Origin of the sequence: Frankia tisae (assembly GCF_025403405.1) — a bacterium.
Taxonomy (GTDB): Bacteria; Actinomycetota; Actinomycetes; order Frankiales; family Frankiaceae; genus Frankia; species Frankia tisai.
Genome location: NZ_JANEZT010000026.1, coordinates 12,827 through 31,932 on the forward strand (window position 1 = coordinate 12,827; position 19,106 = coordinate 31,932).

At 72.3% G+C, this 19,106-nt stretch carries 21 protein-coding genes and 1 tRNA gene; 12 read left to right on the plus strand and 10 right to left on the minus strand.

Going from position 1 to position 19,106, the window contains the following annotated elements; translation table 11 throughout:
* Nucleotides 1-12 precede the first annotated feature (12 nt).
* A complete protein-coding gene (locus NBZ85_RS04350; RefSeq protein WP_261554550.1) occupies nt 13-702 on the minus strand; it encodes a metal-dependent transcriptional regulator in 690 nt (229 codons plus the stop codon).
* A gap of 201 nt (nt 703-903) precedes the next feature.
* Here NBZ85_RS04350 and NBZ85_RS04355 point away from each other — a divergent pair, with 201 nt between their 5' ends.
* The 3 genes from NBZ85_RS04355 to NBZ85_RS04365 all read left to right on the plus strand — a co-directional run bounded on the left by NBZ85_RS04355 (nt 904) and on the right by NBZ85_RS04365 (nt 3,052).
* Nucleotides 904-1,128, plus strand: coding sequence for a DUF3039 domain-containing protein (locus NBZ85_RS04355; protein WP_261554549.1), 225 nt, complete (start codon nt 904-906; stop codon nt 1,126-1,128).
* 172 nt (nt 1,129-1,300) lie between these two features.
* Nucleotides 1,301-1,373 (plus strand) — tRNA-Arg (locus NBZ85_RS04360).
* 434 nt (nt 1,374-1,807) lie between these two features.
* Nucleotides 1,808-3,052, plus strand: a complete 1,245-nt coding sequence (locus tag NBZ85_RS04365; protein ID WP_261554548.1) for a malic enzyme-like protein — start codon at nt 1,808-1,810, stop codon at nt 3,050-3,052.
* An 18-nt stretch (nt 3,053-3,070) separates the two neighbouring features.
* Here the strand turns inward: NBZ85_RS04365 and NBZ85_RS04370 are convergent, their stop codons facing one another.
* Entirely contained in the window at nt 3,071-3,514 is a 444-nt protein-coding gene (locus NBZ85_RS04370) for a type II 3-dehydroquinate dehydratase (RefSeq protein WP_261554547.1), read from the minus strand.
* Nucleotides 3,515-3,854: 340 nt separating this feature from the next.
* Here NBZ85_RS04370 and NBZ85_RS04375 point away from each other — a divergent pair, with 340 nt between their 5' ends.
* The 3 genes from NBZ85_RS04375 (at nt 3,855) to NBZ85_RS04385 (ending at nt 7,004) form a co-directional block, all read left to right on the plus strand.
* Nucleotides 3,855-5,021, plus strand: coding sequence for a DegT/DnrJ/EryC1/StrS family aminotransferase (locus tag NBZ85_RS04375; protein ID WP_261554546.1), 1,167 nt, complete (start codon nt 3,855-3,857; stop codon nt 5,019-5,021).
* Nucleotides 5,018-6,121 carry a Gfo/Idh/MocA family protein gene (locus NBZ85_RS04380; protein ID WP_261554545.1) on the plus strand — a complete coding sequence of 368 codons (1,104 nt, stop codon included), beginning with the start codon at nt 5,018-5,020 and terminating at the stop codon, nt 6,119-6,121. Before NBZ85_RS04375 ends, NBZ85_RS04380 begins: the two co-directional genes overlap by 4 nt.
* A gap of 76 nt (nt 6,122-6,197) precedes the next feature.
* Complete coding sequence (locus tag NBZ85_RS04385) at nt 6,198-7,004, plus strand: HAD-IA family hydrolase (protein WP_261554544.1); 807 nt, start codon at nt 6,198-6,200, stop codon at nt 7,002-7,004.
* Here the strand turns inward: NBZ85_RS04385 and NBZ85_RS04390 are convergent.
* Genes NBZ85_RS04390 through NBZ85_RS04400 form a run of 3 tightly spaced genes read right to left on the minus strand, consistent with a single transcriptional unit; the run spans nt 6,992 to nt 9,941 of the window.
* A complete protein-coding gene (locus tag NBZ85_RS04390) occupies nt 6,992-7,984 on the minus strand; it encodes an ROK family protein (protein WP_261554543.1) in 993 nt (330 codons plus the stop codon). The two genes, NBZ85_RS04385 and NBZ85_RS04390, sit on opposite strands and share 13 nt — an antisense overlap.
* A 20-nt stretch (nt 7,985-8,004) precedes the next feature.
* A complete protein-coding gene (locus NBZ85_RS04395) occupies nt 8,005-8,835 on the minus strand; it encodes a shikimate dehydrogenase family protein (RefSeq protein WP_261554562.1) in 831 nt (276 codons plus the stop codon).
* A 35-nt stretch (nt 8,836-8,870) separates the two neighbouring features.
* Nucleotides 8,871-9,941, minus strand: a complete 1,071-nt coding sequence (locus NBZ85_RS04400) for a 3-dehydroquinate synthase family protein (protein WP_261554542.1) — start codon at nt 9,939-9,941, stop codon at nt 8,871-8,873.
* Between the two features lie 241 nt (nt 9,942-10,182).
* Here NBZ85_RS04400 and NBZ85_RS04405 point away from each other — a divergent pair, with 241 nt between their 5' ends.
* A complete protein-coding gene (locus NBZ85_RS04405) occupies nt 10,183-10,635 on the plus strand; it encodes a MarR family winged helix-turn-helix transcriptional regulator (RefSeq protein ID WP_261554541.1) in 453 nt (150 codons plus the stop codon).
* A 204-nt stretch (nt 10,636-10,839) separates the two neighbouring features.
* Nucleotides 10,840-11,304, plus strand: a complete 465-nt coding sequence (locus tag NBZ85_RS04410) for a hypothetical protein (RefSeq protein WP_261554540.1) — start codon at nt 10,840-10,842, stop codon at nt 11,302-11,304.
* Between the two features lie 361 nt (nt 11,305-11,665).
* Here NBZ85_RS04410 and NBZ85_RS04415 read toward each other — a convergent pair whose 3' ends face one another.
* A complete protein-coding gene (locus tag NBZ85_RS04415; protein ID WP_261561536.1) occupies nt 11,666-12,235 on the minus strand; it encodes a VOC family protein in 570 nt (189 codons plus the stop codon).
* 115 nt (nt 12,236-12,350) lie between these two features.
* On the opposite strand from NBZ85_RS04415, the gene NBZ85_RS04420 reads away from it, so the two are divergent.
* Together NBZ85_RS04420 and NBZ85_RS04425 are read left to right on the plus strand one after the other, a co-directional pair.
* Nucleotides 12,351-12,728: a cupin domain-containing protein gene (locus NBZ85_RS04420; protein WP_261554538.1), complete on the plus strand. Its 378-nt coding sequence runs from the start codon at nt 12,351-12,353 to the stop codon at nt 12,726-12,728.
* Between the two features lie 46 nt (nt 12,729-12,774).
* Nucleotides 12,775-13,737, plus strand: a complete 963-nt coding sequence (locus NBZ85_RS04425) for a pirin family protein (RefSeq protein WP_261554537.1) — start codon at nt 12,775-12,777, stop codon at nt 13,735-13,737.
* A 58-nt stretch (nt 13,738-13,795) separates the two neighbouring features.
* On the opposite strand, the gene NBZ85_RS04430 is transcribed toward NBZ85_RS04425, so the two are convergent.
* Nucleotides 13,796-14,233, minus strand: a complete 438-nt coding sequence (locus tag NBZ85_RS04430; RefSeq protein ID WP_261554536.1) for a hypothetical protein — start codon at nt 14,231-14,233, stop codon at nt 13,796-13,798.
* Nucleotides 14,234-14,549: 316 nt separating this feature from the next.
* On the opposite strand from NBZ85_RS04430, the gene NBZ85_RS04435 reads away from it, so the two are divergent.
* Nucleotides 14,550-15,371, plus strand: a complete 822-nt coding sequence (locus tag NBZ85_RS04435) for an HD domain-containing protein (protein WP_261554535.1) — start codon at nt 14,550-14,552, stop codon at nt 15,369-15,371.
* Nucleotides 15,372-15,454: 83 nt separating this feature from the next.
* On the opposite strand, the gene NBZ85_RS04440 is transcribed toward NBZ85_RS04435, so the two are convergent.
* Both NBZ85_RS04440 and selA read right to left on the minus strand, forming a co-directional pair.
* Entirely contained in the window at nt 15,455-15,955 is a 501-nt protein-coding gene (locus tag NBZ85_RS04440; protein ID WP_261554534.1) for a hypothetical protein, read from the minus strand.
* A gap of 29 nt (nt 15,956-15,984) precedes the next feature.
* Nucleotides 15,985-17,481: an L-seryl-tRNA(Sec) selenium transferase gene (gene selA / locus NBZ85_RS04445; protein ID WP_261554533.1), complete on the minus strand. Its 1,497-nt coding sequence runs from the start codon at nt 17,479-17,481 to the stop codon at nt 15,985-15,987.
* Nucleotides 17,482-17,910: 429 nt separating this feature from the next.
* On the opposite strand from selA, the gene NBZ85_RS04450 reads away from it, so the two are divergent.
* Nucleotides 17,911-18,543 (plus strand): TMEM165/GDT1 family protein, encoded by a 633-nt coding sequence (locus tag NBZ85_RS04450; protein WP_261554532.1) that lies wholly within the window; start codon nt 17,911-17,913, stop codon nt 18,541-18,543.
* A 15-nt stretch (nt 18,544-18,558) separates the two neighbouring features.
* Here NBZ85_RS04450 and NBZ85_RS04455 read toward each other — a convergent pair whose 3' ends face one another.
* Nucleotides 18,559-19,053, minus strand: a complete 495-nt coding sequence (locus NBZ85_RS04455) for a hypothetical protein (RefSeq protein ID WP_261554531.1) — start codon at nt 19,051-19,053, stop codon at nt 18,559-18,561.
* Nucleotides 19,054-19,106: the final 53 nt, after the last annotated feature.

Here is a 19,106-nt window from a genome sequence, read left to right on the forward strand (position 1 = left end):
GGCGCAGCGGGGTCAGTGGTCCACGTAGACGAGAGCCGCCGTGCTGCGACTGATCTCCGCGTCGCTCTGACCGTTAGGGGAGATGATGTGGATCAGATCGCCGCGGGAACCCGGCATGATCTGGGCGCCCGGCACGATCGCGGCGTCCTGCAGCCGGCGCATGGCGCTCTCGTCGGTCTGCAGCCGCTCGGAGATCCAGCTCACCGTCACCGGCTGGCCACCATCTGCGGCGGCCCGGTCGGCGGAGGCCAGCAGGCTCATGGGAGCGACGGTGGGCCGCGGCGCATCGCCGCGCTGGGCGGCTGGAATCTCGTTGCCGAACGGACAGCGCTTCGGATCGCCGAGCAGGACGGTGAGTCGGGCCTCGACCTCGTCGGAGATCACGTGCTCCCAGCGGCATGCCTCGTTGTGCACCAGGGCCCAGTCCAACCCGATGACCTTGGTGAGCAGCAGCTCGGCCAGCCGGTGCTTGCGCATGACAGCAGTAGCCCGCAGCAGGCCCTTCTCGGTGAACTGGACGGTCCGGTCGTCGGCGAGGGAGACCAGTCCCTCGTTGGCCATGCGAGCGGTCGACTCGCTGGCGGCAGGCGCGCTGACGTGCAACCGCTCCACCAGACGTGCACGTAGCGGTGGGATGCCCTCTTCCCTCAGTTCATACAGGGTGCGGAGGTACATCTCGGTACTGTCGATCAGTCCAGTCACCGGTCTCCTTCGTCCTGTTCAGAGTACGCCCTGTCCACAGGTCGCAAGGGCCATGCGTCCCATGTACGCCGTGTCCCCGGGCGGCCTCGCGCGCGGGCTTGCCCCGGCCGCATACCGCGCGAATGCCCCGCCGGCAGATCGATCCCGGACGGGGGCTCACCCCCCCGGGACACTGCCGACCGGCGCACTAGAATCAGCATCATGAGCACGACTCAGATCGCACCTGAGACGTCGGACACCCATACGGACGAGGGTGACGACCACTCCCACTACGCCCGCCGGGAGGAGATCGTCCGCGCGTCCATCGAGGGCGGTCGGGTCACCGCGCTTTGCGGCTACAAGTTCGAACCCGTCCGGGACCCCTCGCGCTTCCCGATCTGCCCGAAGTGCAAGGAGCTCGTCGAGATGGCCCAGCAGTTCGGTTGACGGGACGACTCTCGGCGGTCGGGATCAGGGATCGCGCCGGCCCGGCTTCGCCGCGGTGGCCGTAGACCGCCGATCGGTGTCGGTGACGGCGCAGTCGTGAAGGTGTCGCCATCCGTCGCCGTCCCGTCCAGCGGCCGTACGATCACCCCACGGGGTCATCCGAGGCCACTCCGCCCCAGTAGCTCAGTGGATAGAGCGACCGCCTCCTAAGCGGTAGGCCGTAGGTCCGATTCCTACCTGGGGCACAATTCCCTGCGGCGCAGGGGCTTTACTGCGAGACCACTGTGCGGTGGGCCCCCTTGGGGCGACCTACCTGGGTGATCAGATCGCCCTGACCAGCTCGGAGCGCGTGGCGCGGGCCCCGGTAGGCGGGCCCGCCCGGCCTGGCCGGCGGCCGGGACGTGCTCATACGGGTGGCGTGTCCGCCACCACTCGGGTCAGGATCGGAACGCCCGGTGGAAAAATCGACCAAGGGTCGGAAGTATGCGCAATCCGCTCTCTTCAGACCTCGGAGCTTCGCCGGATCGGCGGCGGCCCCAGCGATGGCGCGGCGTTTCCGCGTCGCCGGACCGGACCAGTCCCAGCGGCTCCGTCCCGGGTGCGACGATCATGGAGAGTGGCTCGTGACGAGGCGGGTACCGCGGCGCGACGATGGTCATGGCCGCGTCGGCGGGGCGGCGTGAACGCCCCAGGCCTGGGTGAACCCGGCGGGTCCGGGCAGGCGGCGGCGGCCAATCCGGCATACAGCGTCACCGTCCGGGTGCCGCGCGGGTCGCGCGCCGACATCGACGCGGTCATCGCCACCGGTCCCGGCACGATCACCTGTTATGCCGACGAGCCGGACCCGGTGGGCCGCCGGATCACGCTCGACGCGGACAGCGGCCCGACGCTGGCGTGGCTGCTGCAGGCCCTGCGCAGCCGCCTCGGCGCCGACCTGCTCCATACCGAGGACCCGGTCTTCGTCGTCGCGTCGACGGGCAAGCTCACCCAGTCCCTGTGCGCCTCGGTGACCACGGGGCACGATCTCGCCCTGCTCGACGCGGACGCGGACCGCCGCGTCATCCGCCATCTGGCCACCCACCCGACCCACACCGACCTGTTCACCGGGCGGCCCCGCCGGGTGGCGCTGCTCTCCGACGCCAGCGCCGTGCTCGACTTCGAGCCGCTCACCGCCGAGGCGGCCCTGCCGGCGGTGGAGTCCCAGGCGGTCCACCTGCACCGGGCGACGGGTCTCGACGTCATTCCGATGCCCATCGCTGCGCGCGACGCCGCCGAGCTCGGCCGGGCGATCGGCATGCTCGCGCCCGGGTTCGCCGCCATGGTGCTGGTCCACACGCACGTCAGCCACATCGACGCGGTCCGCGCAGTGCCCCGGCCCGGCGCCACGCCATTGCTCGACACCGTCAACGACGGCCTCGCCGTCGCAGCCACCGCCGCCGTCCTGAACCATCTGCGCGGCCGGGGGCTGCGGCCGCAGTCGGCCCGGGTCGCCGTCGTCGACCCGGGCCGGGGCGGTGACCTCGCCGGCCTGCTCCTCGCCGCCGGGATCCGGGATCTCACCCTCTACGACCCGCTCGAGTACGGAATTGCGCCGCTGCACCGGCTCGCGGCCCACCTGGATCTTCTCGTCGACCTCATCGGCCTGGCCTCGCCGCCGGAGCAGGTGCCCGTGCTGCGGACCAGACCGGAGATGCCCCCGCCGTTGGCGTCGGCCACCTCCGGACCGCGCCCGCTGCACGCCCTGCCCGGCCTGTTGCGCGCCGCGGTACGGACGCACCGGCCGATCAGCGTGGCGGCGCGGCTGGCCGCCATCCAGGCGCTGGTCGACCTGACCCCGCCCGGCGGGCTGCTGCCACCGGTTGACCATCCGCGCCTGGCCCCGGCCGTCGCCGACGCGGCCGTCCGGGCACTGGCCGCGGACTGACGGCTGATGCCCGGCCGTTCAGTCGGAGGCGGCGGGCACCAGATCGAGCAGTGCCTGGGCGGCGAGCTCGTACCCCAGCGGGCCGAGGCCGACGACGACCCCGCGGGCCAATGCCGAAAGAATCGACTCGTGCCTAAAGGATTCCCGCGCCCAGACGTTCGACAGGTGTACCTCGATCCACGGGTTCGGGTAGTTGGCGAGTGCGTCCCGCAGGCTCCATCCGTACATCATGAGCGCCCCGGGGTTGACGATTGCGCCGACCGAGTCGTAGTTATCCTGAATCGCGTGGATCAACTCGCCTTCGGATTCCCGTTGGACCGAGACCAGTTTCCAGCCGCGATCGGCGATCCGGGCGGTCACGGTGGATTCAATGTCGGCCAGCGTGGCCGTGCCGTACACCTCGGGCTGCCGCCGACCGAGTATGCCCAGGTTCGGACCGTTCACCAGAAGAAGCGTGCTCACCAGACCTCATCATCGCTCGTGCTGATACCTCGTGCCGACCGGCCCGACCGGCCGGTGTCTTGTGGACGATATCGCAGCTTTGGAGCGGTCTAGCTGGGTCGTATGGGCTCGCGAATGGTCCGACAGAGTGCTTGGATAGTGTTAAAATAGTGTATTGATTGTTCGAGTGTTGTCTGTTGCGTAGTCCAATCGCGGGGGACAGCGGGCGACTCGGGGCGTTGAGGTACCGTCCGTCGCGCACCTCTCGCATAGATTCTTCAGGCAGCTCGCGGTAATGAACCGTCGACGGGCCGGGATCCTTGCGCGAACCTTATCGTCACGTAAGAATAGGGTGGGGACCATGAACGGTGTAGTGCGACGCGCACCGGAGTTGCCGGCTTGGCCGCAGTACTCCGACGAGGAGCGCAACGGACTGATCCGGGCCTTGGAGCAGGGCCAGTGGTGGCGCATGGGCGGCAGTGAGGTCGACAGCTTCGAGCGGGAATTCGGCGACTATCACGGTGCGGACTACACACTCGCCGTCACCAATGGAACGCACGCCCTCGAGCTTGCCCTGCAGGTGCTGGGCGTGGGTCCGGGTACCGAGGTCATCGTCCCGGCCTTCACGTTCATCTCCTCCTCTCAGGCTGCGCAGCGCCTCGGCGCGGTCGCGGTGCCGGTCGACGTCGACCTGGACACGTACTGCATCGATCCCGCGGCGGCGGCCGCCGCGGTCACCTCCCGCACCAAGGCGATCATGCCGGTGCACATGGCCGGTCAGGTATCTGACATGGACGCCCTGGCGAAGCTGTCCGCCGACACCGGCGTCCCGCTAATCCAGGACGCCGCGCACGCGCACGGTGCCCAGTGGGAGGGGCGAAAGGTCGGCGAGCTCGGCTCGGTGGCGGCGTTCAGCTTCCAGAACGGCAAGCTGATGACCGCGGGCGAGGGCGGTGCGGTCACCTTCCCGGACTCGGAGCTGTACGAGGCCGCGTTTTTGCGGCACAGCTGCGGGCGGCCCCGGACCGACCGCCGATACTTCCACCAGACCTCCGGGTCGAACTTCCGGCTCAACGAGTTCTCAGCTTCCGTGCTGCGCGCCCAGCTCGGCCGCCTGGCCGGTCAGATCGACACCCGCGAACAGCGGTGGCCGGTGCTCGCCGACGCGCTCGCGGCCATTCCCGGCGTGGTGCCGCAGGGCCGCGACGAACGTTGCGACCGCAATCCGCACTACATGGCGATGTTCCGCCTGCCCGGATTCGGCGAACAGCGGCGCAACGCGTTCGTGGACGCTCTCGCGGAACGAGGCCTGCCCGCCTTCGCGGCGTTCCGGGCGATCTACCGATCCAACGGGTTCTGGGAGACCGGCGCCCCGGACGAGTCCGTGGACGACATCGCGAAGCGGTGCCCCAACACCGAGGCGCTGAGCGCCGACGGCGTCTGGTTGCAGCACCGGACGCTGCTGGGTACCGAGGAGCAGATGCACGAGGTTGCGGCGGTCGTGGCCGACACCCTGGCGGCGCAGTGACGCCGGCTGCGCCGGTGCGGGTCGCCGTCGTCGGACTGGGCTGGGCCGGCCGGTCCATCTGGCTGCCGCGGCTGCGCGAGCACCCCCGGTTCGCGGTGGCCGCGGCGGTCGATCCGGATCCCGCCACCCGCGCCACGGTGGCCGCCGAGTACCCGGAACTGGAGCTGCTGGCCGACGTCGCCGAGCTCGACTCGAACCGGTTCGACCTTGCCGTCGTGGCGGTGCCCAACCACCGGCACGCCGATATCGCCGAGCTGCTGCTGACCGCCGGCATCCCGGTTTTCCTGGAGAAGCCGGTCTGCCTGAGTTCCGCGGAGGCGGACCGGCTGGCCGCGGCCGAACGGGCCGGCGACGTCACCCTGCTGGCCGGCAGTGCCGCGCGTTACCGAGCCGACGTCAGCCGGCTCTACGAGGTCGCGGCGGGGCTCGGCGCGATCCGCCACGTCGACCTGGCCTGGATCCGTGCCCGCGGCATCCCCGACGCGGGTGGTTGGTTCACTCGCCGGGAGCAGTCTGGCGGTGGCGCGCTGGTCGACCTCGGCTGGCACCTGCTGGACACGCTCACCCCCCTGCTCGGCAGCGTCGAGTTTCAGCAGGTGGTCGGGACGACGTCCGACGACTTCGTCAGCGACGGTGCGTGGGCGGCGTCCTGGCGCCACGGTGAGCAGGAAGCTCCCGCCGGGGGCGGGGATGTGGAGGACACGGCGCGGGGCTTCCTGGTGACCGGGGACGGGACCTCGGTGTCCCTGCGGGCGAGCTGGGCCTCGCACGAGGCCCGCGACCTCACCGCGATCAACGTCGAGGGGGCCGCCGGAACCGCCTCGCTGCGCTGCACCTTCGGCTTCGGACCGAACCGGCAGGACTGCTCGTCGCTGTCGGTGACCCGGATCGGGCAGACCACGGCGGTGCCACTGCCGGACGAGCCGATCGGGACCGAGTACCGCCGCCAGCTCGACGAGCTGCCGGCGATGCTGGCCGACCCGGCCTCGCGGGGGCGGGCGATCGCCGAGGTCCGGCCGACGATCGCGGCCATCGAGCGCCTCTACGAATCGGCGCGCTCGCGCAGGTCCGCGCCGCAGCTCGTCCGCGTGGGTCGATGACGTCGCGAACAAAGCATCGTTGATCTACTCGTCGAGCCCGGGGGGGCCTGTGGGAACGGAACTGAGGGGTCGGCCGATGGCCGGCGGCACGTATCGGCAGACAGTGATCTTCGATCTCGACGGCGTACTCGTCGACAGTTTCGGCGTGATGCGGCAGGCGTTCACGATCGCCTACGCGGAGGTCGTCGGTCCCGGTGAGCCGCCGTTCGAGGAGTACAACCGCCACCTTGGCCGTTACTTCCCCGACATCATGCGGATCATGAACCTGCCGCTGGCGATGGAGGAGCCGTTCGTGCGGGAGAGCTACCGGCTCGCCCGCGAGGTGGTTCTCTTCGACGGCGTGGAGGAGATGCTGCGCCGGCTGCGCGCCCGGGGCCACGGGCTCGCGGTCGCCACCGGCAAGTCCGGCCCGCGGGCCCGCCACCTGCTCGGCGAGCTCGGCGTGCTGTCGTTGTTCGACCACGTCATCGGATCCGACGAGATCCCGCGGCCGAAGCCTGCCCCGGACATCGTGCTGCGCGCGCTGGACCTGCTGGGAACGGCGCCGGCCGAGGCGATGATGCTCGGCGACGCGGTCGCGGACATCGAGAGCGCTCGCGCCGCCGGGGTCATGGCGGTCGCCGCGCTGTGGGGCGAGACGGACGGCGTCGACCTGCTCAAGGCACGCCCGGACGCCGTACTGCACCGTCCCGCGGAGCTGCTGGCGCTGCTCGGCGACGCCGGCCCCCAGGCGACGCCGGCGGCCTTCGACTGCGCTACGGCGCCGGTCGACCTTCCCCTCACCCGAGGTGATCTGCAGGCTGGATCGCCGACGTTGGCGACCGCGGCCCACCGGGCCGGGAGTTCGGTTCGCGCGCGACTGACCCGCCGTCAGGACGCCTGACGCGCCAGCAGGATCGCGCCCGACAGGGACGACAGACCGCCGAGCACCGCGGCTCGCACCGGCGCGGGCGGATGGCCTGGGCGGCCGAGCTCGCGGGCCCGTTCGTCGACGGCCTGCGCGAATCCGGGCAGGCCATCCGCGAATCCGCCCCCGACCACCGCCAACGCCGGGTGGAGCAGCTCGGTCAGCCCGACCACGGCGACGGCGACCGCCTGCGCGCTCTCCCGCACCGCCCGCACCGCCCAGCCGGTCCCCGCGAGCCAGGCCGCACGTAGCTCGGCGAAGGTCACTTCTTCGCCGAGCTCGCCGCCCTCGCCGACGCGGTGGCGTGCCGCCCGGCGCAGGGTGGCGGGGCCGCTGGCCGTGGCCTGTACGCAGCCCTGGCGTCCGCAGGTGCACAGCGGGCCACCCGCGAAGATCACCAGATGTCCGATCTCGGCCGAGCCGCGGCCGGGTCGTGGGCAGGGCCGCCCGTCCAGCACGATCCCGCCGCCGACGCCCGTGCCGAGGCCGAGGTATACCAGGTCCGGGCAGGCGGCCGCGTCCGCCTCGGCGAGTGCGGCGAGGTCGCCGTCGTCCGCACAGGCGACGACCGCTCCCGGTACGAGGTCACGCAGCGCGTCGGCCAGCGCCAGTCCCGTCCAGCTCGGCCGGCCCGGCCAGGTCGTCACCCGCCCGGCCGGATCGACGGTCGCGGGCATCGCGACGCCGACCGCGGTCACCGGCCCGGTCCACCTCGCCCGCAGGTCGGCGACGTGCGTGGCAAGATCGCCGAGGTCGCGGCCGGCGCTCGCCGACGGCACCCAGCGGAACGTCGCCTCGACCGGCGTTGCGGCGCCGGCGGACGTGCCGTCACCGATCGGAGCGTCGGCGTGGACGGGCGCGTCGGCGTCGGCCGGTTCGATGCGCAGGGCGACCTTGGTCCCGCCGACGTCGATGCCCAGGACGCCTGGCGTCACCGGCGGGGCGAGGGTGTGCATGAGGAGCCTCCCGGAGCCCGTCAGGCGTTGTCCGCCGGGCTGAGTTGGAAGAACGACCGGTACAGGTCGAGCTGATGGGTGAGCATGTGGATGCCCGGATGGGCCGGCAGCCCGAGCGCGCTGGCCGCCTCCATCAGCCGGGTCCGTGGCGGCTTCATGATGATGTCGGCGACGACGCAGCCCGCTGGCAGCGAGCCGGGCCGCAAGGGCAGCGGGTCGCCAGGGCGCAGGCCGAGCGGGGTGGCGTTCACCGCCAGGTCCGCGTCGCTCAGCGCCGGCTCGGGTGTGGCGACGGCCCGGCCCGGCCAGTGCTCGTCCAGCCGGGCGAGCAGGCCCGCGCACTTCGCCCGGTCCGGGTCGTAGATCGACAGCGGCCCGCAGCCGGCGTCGAGCAGCGCGACCGCGATCGCGCTGCCGGCTCCGCCGGCCCCCATCAGCGCGACCCGCGCGCCGTGCACCGGATGGCCTGCGGCGGTCAGTCCGTGGACGAAGCCGGTCCCGTCGAAGTTGTCGGCCAGCCAGCCACCGCCGGGCAGCGGGCGCAGCACGTTGGCGCTGCCGCTGATCCGCGCGGCGGGGCTGCGCTCGGCGGCCAGGGCGCAGGCGGCGACCTTGTGCGGGATCGTGACGAGGACGCCGTCAAGGTTCTCGATGGCCGCGAGCCCGTGCAGGACGGTGGCGAAGTCCGTCGGTCGGGCGTGCACCGGGACGAGGACGGCGTCGATCGCGAGCCGGGTGAACAGCGGGTTGAGCAGGGATGGCGCCTGCACCTGCGCGACCGGGTCGCCGATGACGGCGTACAGCCGGGTGGCGCCGCCGATCGGCCGTGTGGTCTGGGCTGGCTCTGCCATGATCGCGGAGGCCGGCGACGGTGGGACTGCCGACGTCACGCCGCGTCCCCGCGGGGCATCGCGGCGAGCGTCGCCAGCACCAGGTCCTCGTCGACGTCGGGCACGAGCTCCGGCCCCGCCGGGCCGTCGAGGACGAAGGCCAGCCCGGTGTTCGTCGACTTCTTGTCCAGCCGCATCACGGCGATGAGCTCGGCGGGCTTCACCCTGACGGGCAGGGCGCTGGGTAGACCGTAGCCCTGTACGACGTCGAGGTGTTCGCGGACCCGTTCGGGCCCGATCCGGCCGAGCGCCCCGGCGAGCCGGCCGGCGAACACGGTGCCGACGGCGACACCCTCGCCGTGGCGTAGCGCGTAGTCGGTGGTGCGTTCCAGCGCGTGCCCCAGGGTGTGCCCGTAGTTGAGGATGTGGCGCAGGTGCGAGTCGCGCTCGTCGCGGGCGACGACCCCGGCCTTGAGCGCCACACTTGCCGCGATCTGCTCGGCGACCGGCCGGCCGAGCAGCCCGGGTGCCCCGATGAAGTGGGCCCGCGCGATCTCGCCGTAGCCGTTGACCCACTCTCGGCGGGGCAGGGTGGCCAGATAGTCGGTGTCGCAGAGGACGGCGCTGGGTTGCCAGTAGGCGCCGACGAGGTTCTTGCCGGCGGGCAGGTTCACCGCGGTCTTCCCGCCGACGCTCGCGTCGACCTGGGCGAGCAGCGAGGTCGGCAGGTGGATGACGGCGACGCCGCGGTGGTACAGCGCGGCGGCGAGCCCCACGACGTCGGTGGTCGTCCCGCCGCCGCAGGAGATGACGACGTCCGAGCGGGTCAGCCCGAAGTCCGCGAACCGGCTGCACAGCGCCTCGACGTTCGCCAGGGTCTTGTTCGCCTCGCCGTCGCGGGCGGGTAGCCGCAGCGCCGGCACGCCCGGGTCGGGCACGGCGTCGAGGGGACGGGCGGAAACGATGACGGCCCGCCTTGCACCGACGCGGGCCACGACGTCGGGCAGGGTCCGGCGGATGCCGGCGCCGATGTCGACGGCATAGCTGCGCGGGCCGAGTTCCACCGGGACACGCCGGTGGTCGGCGTCGATCCGCTCGATCGGGCTGAGCGGCTGGGTGGTGAGCATGCCCGTCACGTGTCGTCTCCGGATCCGCGAGGTGTCGTGGCCATCCGCCGTGCTCCCCGATGGTCCGCTGCGGCGCCTGTGCCCCAGTCTGCCGAAGTGCCGCTCGGGCGCCCCGACCGGGGCACCTGCCCCAAAAATTCCGTTGTGTTCCGGTCGATACATCCCGGTCACGACTGGTTGGCCGGAGTTCGTCGTACGCCGGCCGGCTCGTGCACCATGCACGCAGAGTAAGGTCTATGCGGTGGGATCAGACGACGGCGCGAGGCTCGCCGCGGCGCTCGGGCTCCTGCTCGCGCGGCCGACCCGGATGAGGCTGTTCGGGGACCTGCTGACCGCGGGCGACGTGAACCTGGACGAGGCGACCTACCCCGTGCTCAACGGCCTGGCTCGGGCGGGCCCCACGACCGCGCGCAAGCTCAGCGCGGAGATCGGCATCGACCGGTCGGTGGTGAGCCGGCACAGCGACCGGCTCGAGGCACTCGGACTGCTGCGTCGCTCGGCCGATCCGGACGATGCCCGGGCCACCCGGCTCACCGTCACCGACGAGGGGCACGCCGCCATCGAGCGGTTGCGCGGCCGATTGGCGGGTGCGTTCCAGCGCAGGCTCGACGCCTGGCCGGCCGAGGACGCACGCGCCTTCGTCGCGGGGATGGAGCGTTTCGTCGAGGAGAACCTGGCCGAGCGGGGCCGATAGTCGGGTTATCGAGATGACCGCGGGCGGTGGCGACCTATATCACGGTCGGTGGCGCCTTCGGGCGGCTGACACCTGCGCGCGGCGCGCCTTTCGCGAGGATCCGGGACACCGGCGGGAATCTGCGTCAGGCTCGGTGACCACGGGCCGGTCTCCGACCGCAGATCCGTCGAGAAACCCGGCCAGTTCGTAAACGAGGAGTCTGTGATGACCAAGCTGACCCCCGCGACCAACGCCGATTTCGGCCCGCGTCCCACCGGAACGCCCGCCGGCGTGCCGGGTACGGCGTCGGGTGGGCGGACTTCAGCGCAGGTCGAGGATGGTCAAGGGCACTCCACCCCGGCGCCGGCGGTGCCGGAACAGCCGGAGACCTTTCCGTCCGGTCCCGGCGGCACCCCAGATGTGCCGTATCCGGATAACGGCCTGGCCCAGCAGGAATACGGCATGCCGGCGGCGCCGGACGAGGAGTTGCCCGGTGCTCGGGCACTGTGGATCATCGCCTTCACCTTCGCCGTGCTCGGCCTGTTCTTCCCGCTCGCCGGGCTGATCGCGATCGGCTGCGGCGCCCTGGCCTGGCGAAAGGGCAGCGGGCGCGGCAGGATTGCGACGTTCGTCGCGCTCGCGACGACCGTGATCGGGCTCATCCTCACGATCGTCGTCCTGACCACCTGACCACCTGACCACGCTCGGGGTGCCGCGCCGCCGGATGGCGGCAATCTGTGTCCGTCGGTGGCGTCTTTCCACCTACCGAGGGCGTTTTGGCCGGCCGGCGGTTCTTTCCCGGCGAGGTAAAGTCTGGTCGGGAACGCGGCAGGGCCGGCCTGCCGATCGCCCAGCCGGCTTTCGCAGAACCATCGGCGGCACGGACCTGCGAAATGATCCGTACCCGGAGGGATTCTCTGCCCGGTGGCGCGGCGGCGGCACAGGTGAGGCCGCCCAGCTCGGGGGGTGCCGGGCGGCCTCTGGACTGATGATGACATTCATCGGGGCGCCGACACAAGTCCGCGAGGATAGTGGCGGACCGTGCCGGCCGTCAGCTGGACCAGGATGAACCGCTTTGAACCAGGTCGACCAGCAGGCCCGAGCCGCCGTCCAGATAGGCCCCGACCGGATGCTGCGTATCCGGCCGGACCTGCTCGACCCTTGCTCCGGCGGCGACCGAGGCGTGTAGCTGGGCCGCGACGTCGTCGACCAGGTAACCAATGGCGAAGACGCCCTCGCCGCGCCTGTCGAGAATCTCCCGCGCCGTCCACGGTTGGCGGCCGGGTTCGACCAGCTCGACCTGGCTGGAGCCGAGCCGGCCAGTCGCGACCCTGGCGCCGTCGAGTGCGACGGGCCGGCCGCGGCGCACAGCGGGCCCGGACAGCGCCCGCGTATGCCAGGAGTCGATGCCGAGCGAGACGGTGTAGAGCTCGCAGGCGAGATCCAGGTCGGCAACCACGATGGCGAAGTGATGAAACGTCAGCCCGGCGAGCAACGACTCGATGGCCTCGATACCGCTGAACCCTGCACCGTCCGCCGCGAGATCCGTGGCGCCGCGCCGTGTCGGAATCATCGCGGCCTGCATACGGACCTGGAGGGGAAAGACCGGCTCGGTTGTCACGACACCCCTCCCGCATCCCGCCGGCATCGGGGGAGCGCGACCGATCGTACCGTCGTCGGCGCTTCCTGCGTCCCACCGGCGTCCCGGCAGGCAGCCAGGCACGATGATGCAACCCATGCCGACCTTCATCGAGAAGCCGACCGTCGTCGAGGCCGCCGGGAACCTTCCCAAGATCATTCGAGAGTACGTGGGCGGGGTGAACACCGGCACCCGGGGCCTGAGCATTGCGCACATGTCGAGTCCGGGCGGCTGGGCTGAGCCAGGCCAGCGGCCGGAGTTCGACGAATACACGGTCGTCCTGCGCGGCGCGGTGACGGTGGAGCACGTCGACGGGATCATCGAGGTTGCGGCTGGTCAGGCCGTGCACACCGCTGCCGGCGAGTGGGTCCGTTACAGCACGCGCGGAGCGGACGGCGCGGACTACATCTCGGTCTGTCTGCCGGCCTTCCTTCCGGAGACCGTCCACCGGGATGAGGAGGAGCAGGACGAATAGGTCCGCTGTCCGTTGCCTGTGCAACGAAGCGGCGTACCGTTGACAGATGAGCGGACCCGTCTCGCCCATCGATGTCGCTCCCGCGTCCGCGGGCCCACCGGTGCCGCCGCCCGGGGCACCGTCACCGGTGGCGGCCGGGCCGGAGCTGGAGGTAGTCGAAGGGCGGACCGCCGACGTCGGCGGAATCCCGGTGCGGCGAGTCCTGCCCCGCCGGATCCGGCGGACCATCGGCGCCTGGTGCTTCGTCGACCATCTGGGCCCGGTGGCGATCTCACCGTCGAGCCCGGTCGCAGTCGGGCCTCATCCGCACACCGGGCTGGCCACCGTCACCTGGCTGCTGCGTGGCCGCCAGGTGCACCGGGACAGCCTCGGTTCCGAGCAGGTCCTACGACCGGGCGAGCTCAACCTGATGAGCGCCGGGCACGGGGTCGCCCACGCGGAGGAATCCGAGAACTACCAGGGTGAGCTGCACGGTGTGCAGTTGTGGGTGGCGCAGCCCGAGCACACCCGGCACGGTCCACCCGCCTTCGCCCACCACGCCGACCTGCCCGTCGCCCGGTTCGGGGCGACCGAAGCGACGGTGCTGCTCGGCGATTTCGACGGCAACGTCTCCCCGGCGCGCACCGACACTGCGCTGGTCGGCGTCGATCTCGCGCTGCGCTCCGGTGGCACCGTCCTGCCGTTGCGGCGCGACTTCGAACACGGGCTGGTCGTTCTGACCGGATCGGTGGAGGTCGGGGCGCAGGTCCTGCGCCCCGGCCGGCTGGGCTATCTGGGCGCCGGGCACGACGAGCTGTCGCTGCGCGCCGACGAGAGCGCCCGCGTGCTGCTGCTCGGCGGGGAGCCGTTGGGCGACGAGCTGGTCATGTGGTGGAACTTCGTCGCCCGGTCCCGGGCCGAGATCGATGCCGCCCGCGCCGACTGGCAGGCCGGCGCGGACCGGTTCGGCGCCGTGGCCACCACCGCCCGGCGAATCCCTGCGCCCGAGCAGCCCTGGGTGACCGGCTGACCGGAGCTGGTCGACTGCGGGGATTGGTCGACGGCGAACGCCCTTGGGCTGGTCGGGGCTAGTCGGCGGTCCGGCTGCGGCGGGCGCCGAGCCCCTGGACGACGAAGCCCAGCCCGATGCCGAGCAGCCACACGTCCTTCGCGATGGGCAGCCCCTGCTGCGTCGGCCAGACAGTGCCCTCCCGGCGCATGCCGTCCGTGCGGGCGTAGAGCCCGAGCAGCCCACCGGAGAAGGCGGACAGGCCGAGCCCGGCGAGCCCGGTCGGCACGACCGGGACGACGAGCGCCGCGCCGAGAGCGAGCTCGGCGCCGGCGAGCACCTTCGTGAAGGTCACCGGGTCGAGTTTCGCCAGGAACGGATAGGTGTTCGAGGCCAGGCCGTGCAGCCCCTCGGCGGTGGCACGGTCGGCCTTCCACTTGTCCAGACCCGAACGCAGGATGAACGTTCCCGCTGCAACGCGGCCGGGGACGTCACGTGCCTTGAGGGGCAGACCCATGGTGGGCAACCTTCCGTCGGGCGGCGCATCGTCAGGCGCGCCGCGGGGCGCCGGACGGCTCGAGCCGGCGGCGTGTCGTCCCAAACGTAACGTCGCCTGCGGCCAGAAAGCGAGCGGGACCGGCCGGCGCCGGCCCGGCTCGTCAGAGTTTTCTGACCTGTTCGATCCAGGTAAACGTCGGATGACCCGGACGGGGCATGCGCCCGACCGGTTGGGCACCCACCGCTCCCCGCATCGGGTTCGGGGCGAGTTCGGCTGGTGTGGGGCGCCCAGGGCCGGGCCGGTGACCGGTTGGGAAGAACCATTCTGGTATCAGATGGAGGCATTCGTCCGGCCGATGGTGCGCGCCGGGAGCACGATCAACGTCCTGATCTCCGGCGGCGCGCACCGGCCGGCGGCGACGCGATGGTCCGGGAGGGAGGGCGCGGATGTGAGAGGGCGTACTGAGGTGGAAGGGAATCTGAACCACGGCGGCGAGGCTGCCGCGGCCGCTCCCCGATCGCCGCTGGCCCGGGTCTTCGACGATGCACTGGTCACGGCCGGCGCCCGCGCCGATGTGGGTGATCGTGTCGCGGCCTTCGTCGATGTGGCCCGGCGCTATCAGGAGCCGGGTCGGCACTTCCACACCCTGCGGCACGTTGCGGAGATGTCCGCGGCGCTGCGGGTGCTGCTCGCCGCCGAGTACCGGCCACCCACGGAGCGCGCCGCGCACGCCTGCGTGCTCGCCGTGTACTTCCACGACGCCGTCTACGAGTCGCGGCTGGCGGACAACGAGCAGCGCTCCGCGGAGCTGGCAATCGACGTGCTCGCTCGCCTGGGCTGTCCCGCGGCGATCGGCGCGGCGGTGGCCCGGCTGGTCCTCGCCACGGCCTCGCACCGGTCGGCCCGCCCCGATGAGGCCCTCGTCAACGACGCTGACCTACGAGTTCTGGCTCGACCGCCGGCCGCCTACGACCGCTATGTGCGCCGGGTCCGGCGGGAATACGGCTGGGTCGGCGAACAAGCCTGGCGTGAGGGGCGGGCGCCGGTCCTGCGTGGCCTGCTGGACGGTCCGGTTTACGCGACGGCCTGGGCGCGGCGAAGCTGGGAACCGCTGGCCCGACTCAACCTGGCTCGGGAGCTGCACGCCCTCGGCTGAGCCGCCCAGATTGCTTGAGCCCGGGTTGCTCGCGCCGGCGATTGCTCGCGCCGCCGATTGCTCGGGCCGGCGTATACGCCGGTCTATACGCCGGTTTTGGAACCGGCTTTGGCGTCGGCGCGGCGGCTCCGGTCGGGTTGCCGGACGCCGGCTGGCGGCGGGTGGCGCTGTGCCCAGATCGTTGCGACGACACTCGCCAGCAGCAACCCGCTGACAACCGGCCCGGCGCTGAACTCGGTGGGGGTGGGCGCGAGCCCCGGCCAGGCCACCGCGAACAGCGCGAGAGAACCGGCTGCTCCCGCGCCGGTCGCGGTCAGCCGATACCGGCGTGCGATGGGCAGCCCGGCAAGCCCGGCCCCGCCGACGGCGTGCCCCAACACGGCCGCGGCCAGCAGGATCCCGCCGACCGTCCAGACCGCCCAGGTGGGCAGCCACCCGAGTAGCTCCGTCTCCCCGTCCCAGCCGTAGCGTTCGCCCGGCGTGCCGGTCGGAGCCCCAGGCCAGACCAGCAGGTGGACCAGCCCGTAGCAGAACAGGACCGATCCTCCGGCCGCACCGGCGAGCCGACGTCCGGTATCGGCCACGGCGGGAATGTCGCGCAACCGGGTGCGGCTCACGGAGCCCGCCGATTCGGTACGGCGGTGGGCGGGATGGTCATGGACTCGACGGTCACCATGTCCGCCGCCGCGACGGCGCCGCCTGCTGACGGGACACCGCCCACCGCGGGCACACCGCCCACCGCCGACCCGCCCGCCGTGACGACGGTGTCGCCCGCCGCTGTGCCGTGCGGCTCGGTGGGGGCGTCGGTGAGGGTGCTCACGCCGGCTTCGGCCGCGGCCGCAAGCACGGCGGCGGCGAGCACCGGATCGAGCTCCGCCGGCACGGTCCTCAGGTCGAGCAGGCAGCAGCCCTGTTCGACGCGTCCGAGGACGGATGGTTCACCGCGGCGCAGCGGCGCAGCGATCATCGCGTCCAGCGCGACGGCGGCGCTGGGCAGTTCGGTCCCGACGCATCCGCACCCCCGTGCCCCGAACGCCGCTCGTCCGGCGGTCTGGTCCGCGCCCATGGCCCACCCACGTCGGCATCCGCAGGCGCCGCCGTCCGCCGCCGCGCCGGTGCCGCCGTCGACGAGCGCCCGGCTGGCCACGGCAGACGCCGCGATCCCGGCGCGGCGCAACCAGGCCGCGAGTGTTTCGGCGCGGGCGGCCAGGCGCTCCGGCCGGGCGCGCAGGGCCTGCCGGACCGGCGAGTCGGGATGGCGCAGGGTCGCCTCGAGCGCGGCGAGGGTGAGCTTGCCGGCGCGCAGTGCTCGGGACATCGGATGGCGGCGCATCCGGTCGATCAGGTCGGCCCGGCCGAGAAGCAGCCCGCACTGCGGGCCGCCGAGCAGTTTGTCGCCGCTGGTCGTGACCACGCCGACCCCCCAGCCGAGCCAGCTCGTGACGTCGGGTTCGGCGCCGAGCAGCGGCTCGGGGTGGAGCAGGCCTGAGCCGCAGTCGCCGACGAGCGGCACGTCGAAGTCGGTGCAGAGGGCGGCGAGATCGCTGATGGCGGGGCTGTCGGTATACCCGACCACCTGGTAACTGGTCGTGTGCACGCGCAGCACCAGGCCGGTGTCGGGGCCGATGGCGTCCGCGTAGTCGCCGAGGGTGGTGCGGTTGGTGGTGCCGACCTCGCGCATCCGCGCGCCGGCGGCCACCAGCAGCTCCGGCAGCCGGAAACCGTCGGTGGTCTCGATGAGCTCCCCCCGGCTGATCACCACCTCGCGCCGGCCGGCGAGCGCGGCCACCGCGAGGGCGAGGCCTGCCGCGTTGTTGTTGACGACGTGTACGGCCGCCGCCGCCGGTACCGCCGCGGCCAGGGCGGCCAGGGCGGTGCGCCCCCGGGGGTCGCGGCGGCCGGTGCGCAGGTCCAGCTCGAGATCGGTGGTGCCGGCCGCCAGATCCACCGCGGCCCGCGCGGCCGCCGACAGCGGGGCCCGGCCGAGCGCGCCATGCAGGATCACTCCGGTGGCGTTGATCACCGGGCGTAGGCCGGTCGCTGTACGAGTGAGCGTCGCCGGCACCGGACCGTCCCCGGCGCGGTACGCGAGGGGAACCGCGTCGTCCATCACTCCACGTGAAGTTAGTGCTTCTTTCTGGGATTTTCACGGAGGCCCCCACCGATGGATGGTGTCCTTTCGTGTCCTCTTGGCTCGCTCCGCGTCAGGGGAGGATCTCGGCCAATGCCGGCGGGCCATGCGGCCTGTACTCTTTTCCCTCGAAGGGGAGTAGCCCCGCCGAGCGGCCCGTCTCCGGTGCGCACGGCCTGCGGTGATGGACGTGTCCGTCGCCGGGCCGGCCGGGTGCGGCGTCCGATCGGCCCGGTCGTCGACATACTGGCGCCCGCTCAATGGCCCACCTCAGGGCTGTCCTGCGGGCACCCGGTGGCCGGGCCCGGCCCATGCGGCCGGGTGGGCGAGACCTTCGACACGGCAGGTATGCCGGGTCGAAGGCGCGTCCCCGCTTCCGGCCCGGTCTCACGGAGAGGCCCCGGGCACGTGGATATCACCGCAGCGCTTATCACCTTCGGCGTGATCTTTCTGGCCGAGTTGCCCGACAAGACGATGGTCGCGAGCCTCGTGCTGGGCAGCCGCTTCCGACCGCTGCACGTCTGGGCCGGAGTGGCACTCGCCTTCGTCGTGCACGTCACGGTGGCGGTGGCGGCCGGCAGCGCCTTCTCGCTGCTGCCGCATCGCATCGTCGACGTGATCACAGCATTGCTCTTCATCGCCGGCGCCGGGCTTGTCCTGCGCGAGGGCCGTGAGCACGGCAGCGAGGACAAGGGCGACCCGGATCGGGCCGAGACTGCGGGCGATCGGTCCGCAGCACCGCCGCCGGTGGCGACGGCGGCGACGTTCTGGCGGGTGGCGGCCACCTCCTTCGGGGTCGTCTTCGTCGCGGAGCTCGGCGACCTGACGCAGATCTCGACGGCGAATCTCGCCGCCCGGTTCAACGCGCCGGTGGCGGTCTGGATCGGTGCGGTGCTGGCGCTGTGGACGGTGGCCGGCCTGGCCATCGCCGGTGGACGCGGGCTGCTTCGCCTGATTCCCATCGCGGTGATCACCCGGATCGCCGCGGTTGCCTTTCTGGTTCTGGCCGTGGTGTCGGCGATCGAGGCGGTGCGCGGCTGACCGGACCCGCCGCGGTCACCGAGCCGGCCGCGCGGCCGGGGGCCAGCGCGGATCGTCGATGGCAAACACGAGGACGACGTCGGTATCCGAGGTGAAGTCGACGAGCCGCGCCCGCGCCGGCAGCAGCGCCAGCGCATGGCCCAGCTCCTCGGCGGCCGATCCCTCCGCGACGCAGACGACGTGGCGCGAGTGAACCGCGGCCTGTCCGTCGCCGTCGCTGCCGCCGCGGCGGTCGGCCGGGGCGGGGAGCGACCCCATGGCGGCCCCGGCGGCCGCGGACAGCAGCTGCGCGAGGTGGCCCGCCTCGTCCGGCGCCAGCCGCAGGACGGCCGGGTCATGGTCGGGGCGCTGGGCGGTCAGCACCACGCCCGACGTCGGTGGAGCGCCGGGCAGCGGTCCGACTGAGACGGCGGCGCCGTCCAGCCGGCTGAGGAAGGTGACGACGTTCGAGGGAGCGACGACGTTCGAGGGAGCGGAGCCGCCAGGGGTCCGGGGCGGGTCGATGTTCATGTCCTGACGCTCTCATCCGGCGACTCGTCATCCCATCCCGCGCGGCGGGGAGA

What these genes read in the sequence shown, in the direction of transcription:
- NBZ85_RS04455 (WP_261554531.1), bottom strand. Translation starts at nt 19,053, where the DNA reads ATGAACATCGACCCGCCCCGGACCCCTGGCGGCTCCGCTCCCTCGAAC.
- NBZ85_RS04410 (WP_261554540.1), top strand. Translation starts at nt 10,840, where the DNA reads ATGACCAAGCTGACCCCCGCGACCAACGCCGATTTCGGCCCGCGTCCC.
- NBZ85_RS04420 (WP_261554538.1), top strand. Translation starts at nt 12,351, where the DNA reads ATGCCGACCTTCATCGAGAAGCCGACCGTCGTCGAGGCCGCCGGGAAC.
- NBZ85_RS04375 (WP_261554546.1), top strand. Translation starts at nt 3,855, where the DNA reads ATGAACGGTGTAGTGCGACGCGCACCGGAGTTGCCGGCTTGGCCGCAG.
- NBZ85_RS04355 (WP_261554549.1), top strand. Translation starts at nt 904, where the DNA reads ATGAGCACGACTCAGATCGCACCTGAGACGTCGGACACCCATACGGAC.
- NBZ85_RS04395 (WP_261554562.1), bottom strand. Translation starts at nt 8,835, where the DNA reads ATGGCAGAGCCAGCCCAGACCACACGGCCGATCGGCGGCGCCACCCGG.
- NBZ85_RS04400 (WP_261554542.1), bottom strand. Translation starts at nt 9,941, where the DNA reads ATGCTCACCACCCAGCCGCTCAGCCCGATCGAGCGGATCGACGCCGAC.
- NBZ85_RS04425 (WP_261554537.1), top strand. Translation starts at nt 12,775, where the DNA reads ATGAGCGGACCCGTCTCGCCCATCGATGTCGCTCCCGCGTCCGCGGGC.
- selA (WP_261554533.1), bottom strand. Translation starts at nt 17,481, where the DNA reads ATGGACGACGCGGTTCCCCTCGCGTACCGCGCCGGGGACGGTCCGGTG.
- NBZ85_RS04385 (WP_261554544.1), top strand. Translation starts at nt 6,198, where the DNA reads ATGGCCGGCGGCACGTATCGGCAGACAGTGATCTTCGATCTCGACGGC.
- NBZ85_RS04390 (WP_261554543.1), bottom strand. Translation starts at nt 7,984, where the DNA reads ATGCACACCCTCGCCCCGCCGGTGACGCCAGGCGTCCTGGGCATCGAC.
- NBZ85_RS04435 (WP_261554535.1), top strand. Translation starts at nt 14,550, where the DNA reads ATGGAGGCATTCGTCCGGCCGATGGTGCGCGCCGGGAGCACGATCAAC.
- NBZ85_RS04430 (WP_261554536.1), bottom strand. Translation starts at nt 14,233, where the DNA reads ATGGGTCTGCCCCTCAAGGCACGTGACGTCCCCGGCCGCGTTGCAGCG.